A 15,983-nucleotide genomic window follows, 5' to 3' on the forward strand; every position below is an offset into this window, starting at 1 on the left:
TACTTGTATTTTGAATTCAGGTGGATACTTTGTAAATTTACTTCCTTTTTTAGCCATGAGAAAAGAACCTCCTTATAAGAACAGTATAGTACTTTTTATACTGTCCATTATAAGGGGTTCTTTTCAAATCAGTCTTCTTTATTATTAATTTTAATTAGATAACACCTTGTGCTGACATTGCTTCTGCGACTTTGAGGAATCCTGCGATGTTAGCACCTACAACCAAGTTACCTGGAGCGTCGAATTCTTCTGCTGCTGCCGCTACATTTTCATAAATGTCTTTCATGATGTTATAAAGTTTGGCATCCACTTCTTCGAATGTCCAAGCTGTGCGTCCACTGTTTTGAGCCATTTCAAGAGCTGAGACGGCAACACCACCAGCGTTTGCAGCTTTCGCTGGACCAAATGATACGCCTGCTGCGTGGAAAACGTCAATCGCTTCAAGGGTTGATGGCATGTTAGCACCTTCTGCAACTGCGATAACACCGTTACGAACAAGGGCGCGTGCGTCAGCGTCATTTAGTTCGTTTTGAGTTGCACATGGGAATGCAAGGTCAGCTTTGACTGTCCAAATATTATTATCAGATGACGATGGTGTGAAATGAGCGTTTGGATGGTGTTCAATGTATTGAACGATACGAGCGCGCTCTACTTCTTTAAGCTGTTTCAAGGTTGCGACATCAATACCATTTTCATCGTAGATGTATCCTGATGAATCTGAACATGCGACAACCTTAGCACCAAGCTCGTGAAGTTTTTGGATAGCGTAGATAGCCACGTTACCAGAACCTGAGACGATAGCTGTTTTACCAGCAAAGTTTTCACCACGCGCTTTAAGCATTTGCTCAGCAAAGTAAACCACTCCGTAACCAGTTGCTTCTGTACGAGCCAATGACCCACCGTAAGTTAACCCTTTACCAGTCAAGACACCATTTTCGTAACCGTTGAGGCGTTTGTATTGACCAAACATGTAACCAATTTCACGTCCACCAACACCGATATCTCCAGCAGGAACGTCCACATCTGGACCAATGTATTTTTGAAGTTCAGTCATGAAGCTTTGTGTAAAGCGCATCACTTCAAGGTCTGATTTTCCTTTAGGGTCGAAGTTTGATCCACCTTTACCACCACCGATTGGCTGACCAGTCAATGAGTTTTTAAAGATTTGCTCAAATCCAAGGAATTTAATGATGGATTGGTTTACAGATGGGTGGAAACGAAGTCCGCCTTTGTAAGGTCCGATTGCTGATGAGAACTGCACACGGAAACCGCGGTTAACTTGAACTTGACCTTTGTCATCAACCCATGGCACACGGAAAGAAACGATGCGCTCTGGTTCAACTAATCGTTCCAAGATGTTTTCGTCGATATATTTAGGGTATTTATCAAAAACTGGCACCAATGAATCAAAGACTTCTTCAACAGCTTGTAGGAATTCAGCTTCATGTCCATTTTGTGCTTTTACTTTTTCAAAAACGCTAGCAACGTATTCTTGACCTCTTGTCATAATTTGCCTCCATTATCTAAATAATACGATATCTCACACTTTTCAAAGCCTATTGGCTCACGTTTTATAGCAATAAACGAGGTGAGAAAAATAACTACAGTAAATAGTATAAATTTTCAGAATATTTTTGTCAAGTATTTTTGAAAATTTAGCGGAAAAAATCAAAAAGTATGTCAGATTTTCTGACATACCTATGCAAATTATAGACGGATCACTTCGACTTTGTAACCATCTGGATCGGTAATGAAGTAATACTGAACATCTTTACCTGGTAATCCTTTAAGGTCTGTGACGTCATAGCCAGCAGCTTTGTGGGCTGCATGTGACGCTTCAAGGTCTTCGACACCAACAGCCAAGTGACCATAACCGTTGCCAAGTTCATAACCTGGGTGGTCATAGTTGTAAGTCAATTCAAGCTCAAATTCTTCACCTTCTGTTTGCATGTAAACGATGGTAAACTTGTGTTCTGGGAAATCCATGCGGCGGGCTTCAAAGAAAGGAAAAGCAGTTGAGTAAAACTTCAATGATTCTTCCAAGTTTTTAACACGGATACAAGTGTGTAGTAATTTCATAAAATCCTCCTAGTCATAATAACAATATTGTAAAATAATAAGAGTTTTTTGACAACTTTTCAGCATTTTTCTATAATAAAAATAAATTCATTGTATGAAATGATTGACTGTTGTGCTGAGCCGTTTGTTACAAATGTTTCTATGGGGATAACAGATTATTAGTAAGTCACCAAGATGACCGATTAAGTGTTACACCACTTTGTTATTTTAAAACATCACTAAAGGAGAAATGATGAAAACACTTTCGTTAATTATTAGCATTAGTAGTCTTATTTTAGGAATTTTCCTGTTTAACCATCCATTTGCGGCTGTTGGCACAATCGCTTCGGTGATTGCCTTTGTTATTTTTGTAACTGGGCTTAATCAGTTGCGGCTTTATTTTTATTTAACAAAAACGCATCGTTCGCTTCGTTTACTCGTAAAAGCTAGCCTTTCTACACTTGTTGGATTTTTATTGATGACCAGCTCTGCCTTTTTCCGAAGCAATCTTATTCTTTCCATGTTATCGCTATGGTTGCTTATTTTAGGGATTTCACGTTTGATGATGGGGACTAGCTCTCTACAAAATCGTAATGATAAACGGCAAACCTGGGGCATTCTTGGCATCGGGTTACTTCTCTTTATTGCACCAGTCTTTTCTTCTGTTTTTATCGGAAAATTCTTTTCTCTAATTTTTATCATAATTGGTGCTTCGACCATGCTATTGGGCAAACGACTCTAAATGATAAGAATGATATCTATATCATAATGTTCTCGCAAAAGTGTGTTGTTGCGGGAATTTTTTGTTATTGGGTTAAACGGTCTATTTCTTTTGCCAAGAGTAGACTACTAGGAGTATTGTTAACCTCTTTAGCATATTTTGGTAAATTAGGCCAATCAGTTGTAATTAGGTTTTGGAAAGCGTCTAAGACTGTTTTCAGTTTCCTATTTTTAGCGTATATTCCTACTTGGAAATAATCAGCTCGCTTGGCAAAGTCATATTGGTCAAAATCCATTGGGATAATGAGGGATGGAATCGTGTTGGCAATAGCTTTGTAGAAAATCCCTGCTGCTCCATGGTGAATCACATAGTCTATATTGGGCAGATAAGTATCGTAACATGATTTTAATATTTTGTATGTTAAAAACATGAAATCACCACTATTAATCAGATACAAAAAAACTCAAAATGACTGCTAAAAAAGTATGTCTGTTTATCAGTCATGTGACTATTTTTACAGACATACTTTTTTGTATAGGCTACCTTATCTTGCGTATCAAACCTTTAATATTTCTTTAGAATCTTAATAATGGTTATTCCTTTTTGTTTGGTTTAGACAGACTAAAAGCAAGTTTGCTCATCATCAGTAAACCTAAACCAACTAAGACATTCCAAAATGCTGATTCTCCTCCTGTTTTAGGTAATTTTCTGCTAGTGGAGAGTTGAACTGGTAATTCGGATGTTTTACGGTAGTTCACTTCTTGGCTAAGATTCATTTTTGGAGCATTTATCTGATACTGCTCTTGTTCTTGAAGTGCTGATTCGTTATGAGTATCAGTGGTTTCTGAATCTGATTGGATGTCCCGTGCTTTTTGAGCCCCAGCATCTTCTGTACTAATTTTTGGTATTTTATTAGTAGTTTTAGAGTTGTCTTCGTGGTTTGTTTTTGGCAATTGTTCTTCTAATACCGTTACTGTAAACTCTTTTTCTACTGATTGTCCATACTGATCTTTCAAAATGACTTTAAAGGTTACTTTTCCTTTTTTGCCGTATGCAATAGGGACGCTCCAGCTAGCGGTAATACCTTCAGGTAATTCCAAGAGACCGTTCAAATCATAAGTTTCAGAAATGTTGATTGTTTCTTTTCTCAATGTTGCGTTCAGGTGTTTATCGCTTATCACTGTAAAGGTGAAATCTTTTTCATTGACTTTACCATTTCTAAACAGTCTGACCCTAGCGGTTACTTGCTCTGGTTTTGAACTATCTGGAACTGTAATCGGACGAATTAGAGTAGCGCTAACATCCTTAGGTAAATTTAAAATCTGTGTGATGTCATTAAGCTCATCTTTTTTGAAAATTTGTTTAGTCAACTCGGCTGTGATAGATGAGTCTTGGTTAGAGGCTAGTTTAGCGGTTAAAACTTGGGTTGTCTGGCGACCAAAAATGTCTGTTAAGACAATTGTTGTTGTGACTTCACCCTTATCACTAATTGAAGTTTCAAGAATGTCAACCTTAGCATGTTTAGGAACATCAATCAGTTCAGTTATCGTTGTCAACTCATCTGCTGTGATGACTTGTTTTTTCAATGTCGCTGTTAGATCAAATGGTTTTTCACCGATGATGTGTGTTTCTTCTGTAACATTTCCGGCCTTATCAACTGCTTTAATCCGAACGACATAAGTATTAGGGGCTTCTTCCAGTTTATAATAGCTCAAAGGCTTTTCGCTGTCAAAGTCAAACGGTTTACCATTGATGGTGATGATGTTGTTAGGGGCTGTTTCGTCCCAACTCCAAATATTGTCCTCTAGTTCGATTTCAGGAATATCCGTTTCAGCCATCGTTGGCTTTAAGTTGGTTTTAATTGTCGGAGCTTGATTATCCTCTTTAACTGTTAATCTGATTGTTCTCGCATTTTCTTGGTCATCCATCAGTTTGATTTTGATTTCATCATCTTCTTTAACAGCTAATTCATGTTTGAACGGTTTTTCGTTATCACCCTCTTTTTGGTATTGGTAATGGGTTGCGATATTGTTGCCGTTTACGGTTAAGACCCATTTGGGGCCGTTATCTGCGACGGTTCCCTCCAAAACAACACGTCCATTTCGAGCATAGATAGTGCCGTCGATACTAGTTAATGCACCATCAGCCATATTGTCTTCGTCATCGTATAAATCAATCTGATTTTTCAACTGCAAGCGTGGCGCGTGCTCATCGTAGTAGAGGATATTGCCTTCTTCCATGACTAATTTATCGTCTTTATCGTAAATTTTGATATTGATGATGTTAAAGCCTTCTTTGATGAGGACGGGAAAGTCGTCGTAGTGGTATTGCCCAGTTGCTTCGAATCGTTTGCTAAATATTGGAGCATAGTCTTTTGATTGTCCCATCTCGGGATCTGTCGCACTCTTGTTGGTTGTAGTTACGACAGCATAGTGCCCTTCTTGGATAGCCATATTCAAATCATAATAAAGCTTCCCATCTTCTTCGTCAATCTTGCTTCTTCCGGTATATTTACCATACATAGCCCAGTTGAACATGTTGATGTAGGCAGGTTGGTCTTCAATCTCTTTTTCTTCATGGGGTTCTGACTTGATATCCTGATCAAAGAGGGATTTTATGGCTTCGTCTAACAGTGACAATCTACGGTGAGGTTCGTCTTTCTCTTTGTTTAGAATAAATTCTTTTTCTTTCGATGGGTTGCCGGCAAAGTCCATAGCTTGCACTCTCAACCGATAAGCGTCCAATTTATCAACATCTTTGATTTCATAGGTATTCTCTGCGACTTTATCAACAGAAACACTTTTGCCGTCTGCCATGGCAAGTACTTTCCAAATCTTATGATTATCGGTGGTTTTGATGGTAACTTTGCTCTTGTCCTCATTCAGTTCAGCAGTCATGGTAGGGTCAGTATTATCTATCCTAAATGGCAGGTACATTGTTTGAACCGGAGATGAGTCATGGATTTTGGTTCGAATACGGTAGTAATATTGTCCCTCTGGAACCTCCTCATCATCAGCTATTTCAGGATTATAGACTTTCCCTTCCCACCTGAGGTCGGACTCTATTGCAGCATTTGCAGCGTTAGCATGGTTAGCCTCGGTCAACGTGCTGTAGAATAATTTGCGTTTGAAATGTCCTGTTTGAACAACTTGTAGCACCTTGCTACTCTCTTCTTTTCCATCAACGATGGCCACTTCGTAATCACGAACATTTCTCAAGAATGATAAACGAGGCACAACGTTCCGGCTGCTTGCTTCAGAAGTATCACGGCGGTTGGTAAAGGCGATGTTATCAGGGTTTGGAACATCACCTTTATTTTCTACACCTTTTTCAAGATAGCTAACAACATTATGACCTTTTCGGCCTTCGTAGGCTGTGAAAAGTCCAGTTAGCCCGGCTTGGTTAGATTTCTCCCATCTAGGGGCATCAATCGCAGGCTCAGCACTCCAATCGCCCTTGAAGCCAAAGTAAGGTAAGGAGAGTTCAGGATGAGTTTTATCTTTTGGTACAAAGTAAATAAAGCCTTCAACAAAATCATCTTTAACCTGTCCAGTTTTCAGTTTGAAAGTGACAGTTGCAGAACTATTTGGTTGAATTAGTACCTGGTGGTCACTGGTTAACTCCCCGCCATCAACTGCTATAGGGTGAACTTCGTTAATATGTTCTGTAAAGTTTCCTGCCTCATCTTTAGTGAAAATGGAACTGGTGGCTTCGCGCTCAGTTTTGGTTTTCTTGATAACAGTCTCAGACAGAACTTTACTGTGTTTGATGTCAAATTGTTGCGCAGTATCTCCAAAATTGTATAGGGTTGCGGTAAATGTCACCTCATCAGATTTGATTTCTTTCAAGGTGACAACGCCTTTTTTGCCTGTTCCAGTTGCAAATACTTTAGTGGATAAAGCGGCATCAGCATCAACTAGACCAGCACCTTGTACTCTTGGAGAGTATTCCAAATCACCAGTAGTTGAACCGAGATCTTTTAGAGGCTTAGCAGTGTTCATGAGCAAGAGCTTGTTAAGTTCTACATTTGAAAATTCTTTGTAAAATCCTAGACGTTCTTTGCTACCAGTGATGCCTTTAATTTTATCGGAAAGGAGCGCGCTGACTCCTGCAACATATGGAGATGACATAGAGGTTCCTGACATCACACCGTAACTGCCATCGTTGAAAGTCGAACGAATGTCTTGACCTGGAGCGACTAAATCAGGCTTAAGCTCTAAATCGCTGGTCGGTCCCCAGCTAGAAAATCCTGCAATGCGGTCATGTTGTGAGAGCACATAGGGTGATTTTTCGGTAGTGAATCGAAGTTTGATGGTTTTTGTATCACCGATATTGGCGATTGGTTTGACTAATTGTTCACCAGCTTTCCCAGAAACTGAGACATACCAAAAATCAGAAGTTCTAATATGTTCGTAGGACGTAATGAATTTATCTCGATAATCTTCACGGCTAGCATGTAGAGGAGCATTGATCAGAATAGCCCCAATAGCTCCAGCATCTTTTAGACGTTCAGCTTTTTTATAAACAGCATCTTCACCACGATAGATTAAGGCAACCTTTCCTTTAAGCTTGTCTCCTAGTGTTTCAACATCTTTTTGCGTAGCAAGGTTAGCATTAACCAGTTCAACAGTCTGTTCCTGTCTTGGTTTGAGGTCTTGGGTGGCTTTTCCGACATTCCAATGTGGGTAAGATTCCCCATCGACAATCATGTTTTCTGCGTACAGCACCTTGTTTTGAACAGCTCCAACGCCGATAGCTTGAGGAGTTGCTGCAAGAGCAACCATGGCGGCACTATCTTTCATCGCTAAACCACGGTTAGCATAATGGTCATAGGTGCTACTAGAGGTAGAAGAGGAGTAATTTCCGATTGAGGAGACAATAACCACCCCTTTATCCACCGCATTTTTGATTGTTTCACCATGGATATCTCCAGGTAATCCAGACCCCTCAAGTCCCAGGCTTAAGTTAACCACATCTGCCCCGTGTTCAACGGCATCATTAATCGCGTGATCCACTGCATCGTTTGCTCCTGGCGAGATTTTTTGAGTACTGTCAGAAAAGGTTTTGTAGCCAAGCAGTTGCGCATTGGGAGCAACACCGATAACACCGTTAGGATCTTTACTATTTCCTGCTAAGATACCTGCGACATGTTGTCCGTGAGGGTCTGGAACGTCATCCCTTAGTCGAAAATTCCCCTCAGTATAGTTATAACCGTGAGGAATTTTAGCGGTAAAGTCGGTGCTCCCGTCTTTTTTCTCAGACGGTGTTAGTTTGCTAGAAGAAACAGCGTCATCGTCTAATCTCAAGTCTGGATGACTGGTATCGACTCCTGAATCAACCAGTGCGATAATTTTACCCCGCCCATCAACATGGTGTTTTTGACGAACATCTTTCAACTCTTCTAACGCCTCTTTCAATGGTGCTTGATCAGAAGAGACTGTATTTAATTCTGACTCTTCCTTGTTCGGAGTATTAGCTTGTCCAATCTCGTTATTGATCAGAGGTTGTTCAACTTCATCAGCCCATGCCACGGATGTGCTAGCGCATCCGATTACAACAGATGTTGCAACTGCAACAGATATTTTTTTATTCATGATATTCTCATCTTTCTAAGTACCTCCATTCACAGAATAAATTAAGATGATTAAGATTAAAAATTAAGAATTAAATTCCCTTATTCACAACAATTTTATTAAGGCTATTAAAACGAGGGTCTCTTAATTAGACGGTATTGTTCTTCTTTGTGCAGTGTTTTATGACATTTCTTCGGAACTAGAGGGAATAGAGCTAAGCTCAGAAAATATAGCATAATTGTTTACTGGAGTTAAGAAGGGACATATCGTTGAATGAAGAGTCAATGTTCGCCAAAGAAAATCACAATCAGGACATATTTCAGATCAAAGACTGCATATTAAATAGATGTTTTGCATAAAAACTACCCCAAAAGCTTATGCGAACAGTGTTCTAATAGTCTCAATGAGATCAAAGATAAATAGAGCCAAAAGTTACCTCTCTAAGTAATAGCAAGTGCAGCACTCAATTGATATTGCTTAGAAAGTGACTAACTTTTATGCAGGGAATCTGCCTTCTCTAGTTGTTCTCGTGATCTAGATTTAAGGTGTGAATATCGGATACAATCATATTTTACTAAGAAGTTATTTAAATTGTCAAATTTAAATATTTCACTGCTGTATCTGTAGAAATAAGTCAATAAATTGGGTAATTTGTGTAGATTTCCGAACTCTCACTGAAAAAATAACTTCCATAGATTAATAGGGAAACAAAAAAACAAGGATTCCTTCTAAAATTTAAGTAGATTCCTCGTTTTTGGGCTTAATTTTGATTGACTGGTTTCATATTAATCACAAAGATTGATAATGTATCTTATAACATGTAAAAAACAATGGCGATATATTGTAAGGCTGAAGCAAGCAAAATGAAAAGGTGCCAAATCATGTGGAAATAGGGTTTCTTCTTAGCGTAGAAAATAGCTCCAACGGTATAAGATAGTCCTCCTGCTAACATCAGTGCCCAAAAGATGGGACCTGTTTGTTGCAGGATGGCAGGTAGGATAAAGACGACCAACCATCCCATGATAAGATAGAGGGCTAAACTAAATTTTTCATTGATGCGCTTGGCAAAAATTTTGTACAAAATTCCAAAAATTGTGATCCCCCATTGTAAAACGATTATGGCATAACCTAACCAACCATCCAACAAGGACAAGGCTACTGGAGTGTAGGAGCCAGCAATTGCAATGTAAATCATACTGTGATCAATGATCCTCAGAACGTATTTATGGGTCGAGCCATAGGACATGGAATGGTAAATCGTTGACGATAAAAACATTAAAAAGAGGCTAATCACAAAAATAGACATTCCTACCGCAGCTCTCAAATGGTAGGCATTATATGCGTGAATGGCCGTAATTGGCAATAAGGTGAGCATGGCAACAGAACCAATTGCATGAGTGACACTATTAGCCACTTCCTCGCCAAATGAGAGTTGTTTACTGAGTTTTAACGTTCTAGTCATTGTTTTGTCCTTCCATTTCTAAGGTTAATAGCCGAGCTTTGTAATAGAGTTTTAGAGCGTCGCAGGCTGTCTTGATCACCTCAGGAACGTCCCTGTCCGCCTCATTCATGCAAGACGCAAAATCATCGTACATCTCCTGAGAAGAATAAGTTTGCTGCAAGAGGTTAAGGGCTTGACTGATTTCCTGAATGGAAAAGACGTTTTTTAAGAAGGTAATGGCAATCAAGCGAGCCAACTGCTTCTTCTGATATTTTTTCTTAATCGGCTTATCTACATAACCGTGTTTGACATAGTTATTAACCATGGATGCTGTTAACCCTTTATCAGTTAGGCTTGTCTTAACTTGGGTCAATTCATTGACCATCAACAACACTTGATCTAAATAAAGATCAAGATTGGGGAGTTCATGCCAATAAGGAATTTTTGTCATGATATATCCTATCTAGTTTTGATAACTAGATTATACCATTTTATAAAAAAGGTGCAAGAAAAAAGTCGCTAATGAACGACTTTTAGAGCTTTAAAGGCTGTGGGCTTATTTCATCTGATGGCTGTAAAGTAAACTTAGCATACCAGTTAACGTAAAGCCTATTCCAATCCAAAGGAAACTCCAAGGAGAAATACTTGCAGACCAGAGGGTCATGGTCAGAGTTCCTAACGGCATGAGTATGATAGCCACGGTATAGATGGTTGAAATCACGCGTCCCATATAGGCCTTTTCAACGCGCTGTTGAACTTGACTGAAAAAATGGATATTGAATATTGCCATACTGGCTTCAGACAGAAGGTTGCCAGCATAAGATAGGTAAACTGGTAATTCTAGCACAGCTGCAAGTCCAATAATGCAAATACCAAGGCCGCTTATCATTAAAAAAATAAGCATATTGTGTGTCTGATTTGACACTTTTCGAGCTAAAACAGCTCCGATTAAAGCTCCTATGGCTGCCATTGTTAGTAAAGTTGCATAGGCAGTGTCGTGGTTAAGGATTTGATTGCTAAAAGGTAATAGAAAACCTAACATAGCCGCAAATATATTAACCAGAGAAGCGATTAGAAGGAGAAAGAAGACGTCTTGCTTTCTGCAAATATAGGTAAAGCCTTCCCAAATATCACTCAAAATACCTTTAACATCAATCGTTTCTGCTCTGCTATTCTCCTTAGAAGCATCAGGTTGATGGATGAGATAAAGTGCGAGAAAGGATAGCAAAAAAGTGACGCTATCAATGACTAAGGTCATGCGGATACCGACGCATTTTAAAATCCAATAGGCTAATAGCGGGGCAGAAACCTTGATGATTTGGACAGCAGTCTCTAAATCCGAATTATAACGGACCAAATTATTTTTGTCGACAATTTCTGGGACGTAGGCCTTGTATGATGGACTTGAAAAGGATGATGAAATCGCTAATATCACATTAACACCAATAAGGGCATAAAGCATGGCTGTCTGATTTGGTAGAAAGGCGACGAGCAAGCAGACAACTGCTCCTAGCCCATCCGTCCATAATAAAATTTTTCGTCTGCTAAAACGGTCAGAAATGGCACCACCAAATGGATTGAGGATAATTGACACCAATAACTCAGCGATTTGATAAATCCCTAAAAATTGTTGCCCTATGGTTCCCATTGTCGCCATAAAGGTTGTGTTGCCATAGTCGAAAAGAACATCACCAAGTTTATTGATGGCACGGCTAAGTAAGAGTTTTACCGCATTTTGATTCATAAAAATGACCTCCTAAAAATGATAGTTCTAGTCTATCGTCATTTTAGGAGGTTTTGATATTATTTGTAAATATGGGAATACTTTTCGAGTTGACGTTTCAAGTGCTCTTGGTAGGTTTCTTGATGATAAGTAGCTCCTATCCAGTCAAAAATTTGAACTACTTGCCTCATTTGCTACTCACCAGTTTTATCCCCTGAAGCATAGGCTAGCAAACCTTTAAAATAAAGCTGGAGAATACGGTGATAGGCATTACGCTCATTGTCCAACATGGGCATCAGTTTGTCGTGATAATGCTTCGCAGCTGTTAAATCTCCCCTGTCAATACAGATTTCGATAACATTAAGTAGCGTCGCTTCGATAAGATTTCGGTGGGTCGCAATATCTTGGTAAAGTTCTTTACGCTGCAAGACCTCATCAACTAGTCGATACATATAACTTGTTTCATAAAACTTAAAGAGATTGCCAATCAAAATCAATTCAAAAATGGTCCAATTCTCAGTGCAAAAGAGGTGATCACTGACTTGGTCTAGGTCTTCTTGTCTCATCTGACGACTAGGGTTCAAATCACAAATCATCCCACGGAATAAAATAGCATTGAGGCGTGCGACCTTGTTTTCTTGGTCTGCTAATACTTTGTTTTCCTCAGCGACAACCATTTGCTCTAACCGTTTAATGTCTTTACGGTAATGAGCGCGTGCTAGTTGTGACATGAGCTTAATCTGTTCGGCACGCTCATAGTGATTGACTCGCCCCATAAATTCATCTGGTGTCACATTGATTTTTTCTAAGGCATCGAAAAATTTAGTCACGGATAAGTCTGACTCCTCACGCTCAAAGCGGGATAATTGTGAAACCGATAGACCGTCTCCAGCAACTTGTGATAACTTCATTTGCCTATCTAAGCGAAAGGTTCTAAAAATGTCTCCGTAATGTGTCATGTCACCTCCATTGACTAGGCTATCAACAGCCTAATGTCCCATTTTAAACGCTTCTCTTACTCCACCTGCTCGCTCAAGGTCTCCCATTCTTCCATTAAGACCAGTTGTTCTTCCTGAATGGCGTCTAATTCTTTTTGGAGGTCAGCGAGTTGACCGAGATCGTTGGTTGTTAGCATGTCATCATTGATAGCCGTCTCCCGTTGCTCAATGACGTCAAGGCGTCCTTCGATTTCTGCGATGCGTCTTATGAGTTTGCGGAGCTCTTTTTGGTTGGCTTTTTGGCTTTGATAATCGCTGGCACCAGCTGATGGAAGATCTTCTATAACAGCGATATCTTCGCTTGCTAGTCTTACCAACTCCTCCTGCTCTGCTTTTTTCTCCAAATAATAATCGTAATCACCGAGGTATAGGGTTGCGCCAGTTTCAGAGATTTCAAGGACTTTGCTTGCAATTCGGTTAATGAAATAACGGTCATGGCTGACAAAGAGGAGGGTGCCATCAAAGTCAATCAAGGCATTTTCGAGGACCTCTTTACTATCGATATCTAGGTGGTTGGTCGGCTCGTCTAGGATGAGGAAGTTGTTATTCTGCATGGACAATTTGGCGAGTAATAGACGCGCTTTTTCTCCGCCAGAAAGCATGCTAACGGCTTTTTTAACGTCATCTCCTGAAAAGAGAAAGGCTCCCAGACGGCTTCTAATGTCAAGCTCTGGAGTGGTTGGAAAGTCATTCCAGAGTTCATCAAGGACGGTGTTGGCCGGTGTCAGGGATGATTGAGTCTGATCGTAGTAACCTACCTCGACGTTTGCCCCATAGACTGCTTCTCCTTTGATAAAGGGAAGCTTACCGATGACCGATTTGATAAAGGTGGTTTTACCGATACCATTTAGACCGACAACGGCAATAGCATCCATTTTCTTAACATCGAGTGAGATGGGTTCTGCCAAGATGTCCCCGTCATAGCCAATCGCTGTGTCAGTAACCGTTAAGACCACATTTCCAGAGACTTTGTCCGAATGGAAGGTCATGTTGGCTGATTTTTGCCCTGCTGTTGGTTTGTCAAGCCTTGTTATTTTCTCAAGCTGTTTCCGTCTCGCTTGCGCACGTTTGGTGGTTGAGGCGCGGACGATATTACGCTGGACGAAGTCTTCTAACTTTGCAATTTCCTTAGCTTGTTTTTCGTAATTTTTTTCCTCGGTCGCTAATTTTTCAGCTTTAAGGTCCATGAAAGTTGAGTAGTTCCCAACGTAGCGATCCAGGCTATGTGGATTGAGGTCATAGGTGATTGTAGCCACCTTATCCAAGAAATAGCGGTCGTGGCTGACGATAATCAGTGCCCCTTGATAATTGACCAGATAATTTTCCAACCAAGCAATGGTGTCAATGTCTAGGTGGTTGGTCGGTTCGTCCAGAACGAGTAATTCAGGTTTTTCAAGTAGCATTTTAGCGAGGGCAAGGCGCGTGTTTTGGCCACCAGATAGCTCTGAAATGGTCATGTGCCACATGCTCTCATCAAACTTAAAGCCGTTTAAAATCGCTCGGATATTACTTTCATAGGTAAAACCACCATGCAGACGAAAATCCTCAGATAGCTTATCGTAATCTGTCATCAGTTTATCAAGGTCTGAACCGACAACTTCTGCCATTTGTTCTTCCATACGGCGCAGTCGTTTTTCATCTTGCCTAAGGTCATCAAAAACGTGTAGCATTTCATCATAGATGGTATTTTCTGAGACAAAGCGACTGTCTTGGGCAAGATAAGACAAACTCAAGTCACGTTTGGTATTGATCTCCCCAGATGTTGGCGCTTCTTCACCGACTAAGATTTTCAGCAGTGTCGATTTCCCAGCTCCATTTCGTCCAACAAGGGCAATGCGATCACGCTCGTCAACTTGAATATTGATATTATTAAAGAGAACGTCTCCCGAGAAGGAACGTTCTAACTTGTTTCCACTTAAAATAATCATGCTTTTAGTTTACCAAAAAACAAGGAAAAAATCATGGGTTTGTTGAGGAAAAAAGGGATAAAAATTAGTCTAAAGCAGAAGAGCTCAAACCTATTTTTTCTGTATTTTAGTTAATCAGCTAGCCAATCGCTTTTTAAAAGGCCGTAGCAAATATAATCATAAATCTTACCCTTTACTTTCATAGCTTGCCTAAAAGTACCTTCATAGCTCATGCCAGCTTTTTCAATCACACGACCAGAAGCAATATTTTCAGCTAAGAAACCTGCAACAATACGGTCAAAGTCTGCTTGGTCAAAGAGAAAATCTATAACAGCAGCTAGAGCCTTAGTCATCACACCTTGGTTCCAATATTGTTTACTGAGAATGTAGCCAATTTCAGCTTCGTTGACATTGGTTCGTATGGAGACAACACTGATGTCACCGATCACGACTGTCGGATTATCATGCAGGGTTATCGCCCACCGAAATACCTCGCCTGATGAATAATCCTTCACGCGCTCAGTCAGAAATTCTTCTGTATCAGCTAGCGTCTGATGAGTCTCCCAAGGAACGTACTGAGTATTTTCAACATCAGAAGCCCAATTCTGAAACATGGCTTTAGCATCTTCTAATCGCCACCGTCTCAAAATGAGCCGGTTTGTTTTGATTGTCTGGGTACCAATAGGCTTCATAAGGATTCCTCCAAGAAATTTTAGTCTATTTTACTATAGAAACACCGAGTTGTAAATGAACATATATCAATAAAATGTGGTTTTAAATTATCGTTTTCGAGCTTTTTGTATTGTTTACTCTCTCTTCCTATGTTACAATGATCTAGTAAGTTTACTTACACAGAGTAGATGATTCGCGTTAAGTGTGTGTGAATGGGATGTTGTCGCACAACGAAGCCTTATGGCGCGGTGAATCATTGCATCCGCTGTTAATCAAGAACGCTTGATGTAACAGCTCCAATAGAAAAGGAGCCTTTTTAATGAAAACTTTTTTCAAATTGCCTAAACTGACCACGCAACGCCTCGTAACGTTAGCAATGTTAGTTGCCATTGCCTTTGTCATCAGTCAATTTGACATTCGCATTATTCCTAATCAGTTACAATTTACCTTTACATTCTTGGTAAATGCTGTTATTGGGGCTATTGCTGGTCCAATCTGGGGCTTTTTTAGCCTTGCTATTCTAGACTTATCTACTATTTTTCTGTCACCAGATGCAGCTAATTTCTTGCCAGCTTGGACATTGATGGAAGCGACTACGGGTCTTCTCTACGGCCTTTTATTTTATGGAAAAGAGCTGAGCTGGACATCTAAAAAGAATTGGATTTATGTCAGTCTTGCCATATCAATCATCATGTTATTCAGCACCTTTATCATGACTCCATTGCTGTTACAAATTTACTTTAATTATGGATTTGTAGCACAGTATATCGCTGGTCGATGGTTGAAAATCTTTGAACTTCCTATTCGTATCATCGCCACTATGGCCATTCTCCCACAATTACAACGTATCCCTGAATTGCGCAAATTAATGGGACTAACTAAATAAACAA

Annotated in this window: 12 protein-coding genes and 1 riboswitch; of the genes, 2 read left to right on the forward strand and 10 right to left on the reverse strand. The window is 39.9% G+C overall.

Features of this window, described 5'->3' with window-relative positions; all coding sequences use genetic code 11:
- Nucleotides 1-154: 154 nt before the first annotated feature.
- Nucleotides 155-1,507, reverse strand: coding sequence for an NADP-specific glutamate dehydrogenase (gdhA, locus tag GZ996_RS04885; protein WP_162011464.1), 1,353 nt, complete (start codon nucleotides 1,505-1,507; stop codon nucleotides 155-157).
- A gap of 200 nt (nucleotides 1,508-1,707) precedes the next feature.
- Nucleotides 1,708-2,079 (reverse strand): lactoylglutathione lyase, encoded by a 372-nt coding sequence (gene gloA, locus GZ996_RS04890; protein ID WP_162011465.1) that lies wholly within the window; start codon nucleotides 2,077-2,079, stop codon nucleotides 1,708-1,710.
- 232 nt (nucleotides 2,080-2,311) lie between these two features.
- Between gloA and GZ996_RS04895 the strand changes: the two genes are divergently transcribed.
- A complete protein-coding gene (locus GZ996_RS04895) occupies nucleotides 2,312-2,800 on the forward strand; it encodes a DUF308 domain-containing protein (protein WP_162011466.1) in 489 nt (162 codons plus the stop codon).
- 64 nt (nucleotides 2,801-2,864) lie between these two features.
- Here GZ996_RS04895 and GZ996_RS04900 read toward each other — a convergent pair whose 3' ends face one another.
- The 8 genes from GZ996_RS04900 to GZ996_RS04935 form a co-directional block, all read right to left on the reverse strand.
- Entirely contained in the window at nucleotides 2,865-3,209 is a 345-nt protein-coding gene (locus tag GZ996_RS04900) for a glycosyltransferase (protein WP_161978913.1), read from the reverse strand.
- Nucleotides 3,210-3,372: 163 nt separating this feature from the next.
- Nucleotides 3,373-8,373, reverse strand: coding sequence for a S8 family serine peptidase (locus GZ996_RS04905; RefSeq protein ID WP_161978914.1), 5,001 nt, complete (start codon nucleotides 8,371-8,373; stop codon nucleotides 3,373-3,375).
- Nucleotides 8,374-9,163: 790 nt separating this feature from the next.
- Nucleotides 9,164-9,814 carry a PAQR family membrane homeostasis protein TrhA gene (gene trhA / locus GZ996_RS04910; protein ID WP_156805221.1) on the reverse strand — a complete coding sequence of 217 codons (651 nt, stop codon included), beginning with the start codon at nucleotides 9,812-9,814 and terminating at the stop codon, nucleotides 9,164-9,166.
- Nucleotides 9,807-10,247 carry a DUF1836 domain-containing protein gene (locus tag GZ996_RS04915; protein WP_380433856.1) on the reverse strand — a complete coding sequence of 147 codons (441 nt, stop codon included), beginning with the start codon at nucleotides 10,245-10,247 and terminating at the stop codon, nucleotides 9,807-9,809. Before GZ996_RS04915 ends, trhA begins: the two co-directional genes overlap by 8 nt.
- Before the next feature lie 102 nt (nucleotides 10,248-10,349).
- Entirely contained in the window at nucleotides 10,350-11,537 is a 1,188-nt protein-coding gene (locus tag GZ996_RS04920) for an MFS transporter (protein ID WP_162011467.1), read from the reverse strand.
- 173 nt (nucleotides 11,538-11,710) lie between these two features.
- Nucleotides 11,711-12,475: an Rgg/GadR/MutR family transcriptional regulator gene (locus tag GZ996_RS04925; RefSeq protein WP_238386396.1), complete on the reverse strand. Its 765-nt coding sequence runs from the start codon at nucleotides 12,473-12,475 to the stop codon at nucleotides 11,711-11,713.
- A 56-nt stretch (nucleotides 12,476-12,531) separates the two neighbouring features.
- Nucleotides 12,532-14,442, reverse strand: coding sequence for an ABC transporter ATP-binding protein (locus GZ996_RS04930; protein ID WP_162011468.1), 1,911 nt, complete (start codon nucleotides 14,440-14,442; stop codon nucleotides 12,532-12,534).
- A 110-nt stretch (nucleotides 14,443-14,552) separates the two neighbouring features.
- The gene (locus GZ996_RS04935; protein ID WP_162011469.1) at nucleotides 14,553-15,113 is read right to left on the reverse strand and encodes a GNAT family N-acetyltransferase; all 561 of its coding nucleotides are present in this window, start codon (nucleotides 15,111-15,113) and stop codon (nucleotides 14,553-14,555) included.
- 158 nt (nucleotides 15,114-15,271) lie between these two features.
- A riboswitch (THF riboswitch) is annotated at nucleotides 15,272-15,363 on the forward strand.
- A 49-nt stretch (nucleotides 15,364-15,412) separates the two neighbouring features.
- Here GZ996_RS04935 and GZ996_RS04940 point away from each other — a divergent pair.
- Nucleotides 15,413-15,979 carry a folate family ECF transporter S component gene (locus GZ996_RS04940; protein WP_162011470.1) on the forward strand — a complete coding sequence of 189 codons (567 nt, stop codon included), beginning with the start codon at nucleotides 15,413-15,415 and terminating at the stop codon, nucleotides 15,977-15,979.
- The last annotated feature ends 4 nt before the right edge of the window (nucleotides 15,980-15,983 follow it).

The organism is Streptococcus sp. S784/96/1, assembly GCF_902729355.1.
In the GTDB taxonomy this organism is placed as follows: domain Bacteria; phylum Bacillota; class Bacilli; order Lactobacillales; family Streptococcaceae; genus Streptococcus; species Streptococcus caledonicus.

What these genes read in the sequence shown, in the direction of transcription:
- GZ996_RS04925 (WP_238386396.1), bottom strand. Translation starts at nt 12,475, where the DNA reads ATGACACATTACGGAGACATTTTTAGAACCTTTCGCTTAGATAGGCAA.
- trhA (WP_156805221.1), bottom strand. Translation starts at nt 9,814, where the DNA reads ATGACTAGAACGTTAAAACTCAGTAAACAACTCTCATTTGGCGAGGAA.
- GZ996_RS04935 (WP_162011469.1), bottom strand. Translation starts at nt 15,113, where the DNA reads ATGAAGCCTATTGGTACCCAGACAATCAAAACAAACCGGCTCATTTTG.
- gloA (WP_162011465.1), bottom strand. Translation starts at nt 2,079, where the DNA reads ATGAAATTACTACACACTTGTATCCGTGTTAAAAACTTGGAAGAATCA.
- GZ996_RS04920 (WP_162011467.1), bottom strand. Translation starts at nt 11,537, where the DNA reads ATGAATCAAAATGCGGTAAAACTCTTACTTAGCCGTGCCATCAATAAA.
- GZ996_RS04940 (WP_162011470.1), top strand. Translation starts at nt 15,413, where the DNA reads ATGAAAACTTTTTTCAAATTGCCTAAACTGACCACGCAACGCCTCGTA.
- GZ996_RS04930 (WP_162011468.1), bottom strand. Translation starts at nt 14,442, where the DNA reads ATGATTATTTTAAGTGGAAACAAGTTAGAACGTTCCTTCTCGGGAGAC.
- gdhA (WP_162011464.1), bottom strand. Translation starts at nt 1,507, where the DNA reads ATGACAAGAGGTCAAGAATACGTTGCTAGCGTTTTTGAAAAAGTAAAA.
- GZ996_RS04900 (WP_161978913.1), bottom strand. Translation starts at nt 3,209, where the DNA reads ATGTTTTTAACATACAAAATATTAAAATCATGTTACGATACTTATCTG.
- GZ996_RS04895 (WP_162011466.1), top strand. Translation starts at nt 2,312, where the DNA reads ATGAAAACACTTTCGTTAATTATTAGCATTAGTAGTCTTATTTTAGGA.
- GZ996_RS04905 (WP_161978914.1), bottom strand. Translation starts at nt 8,373, where the DNA reads ATGAATAAAAAAATATCTGTTGCAGTTGCAACATCTGTTGTAATCGGA.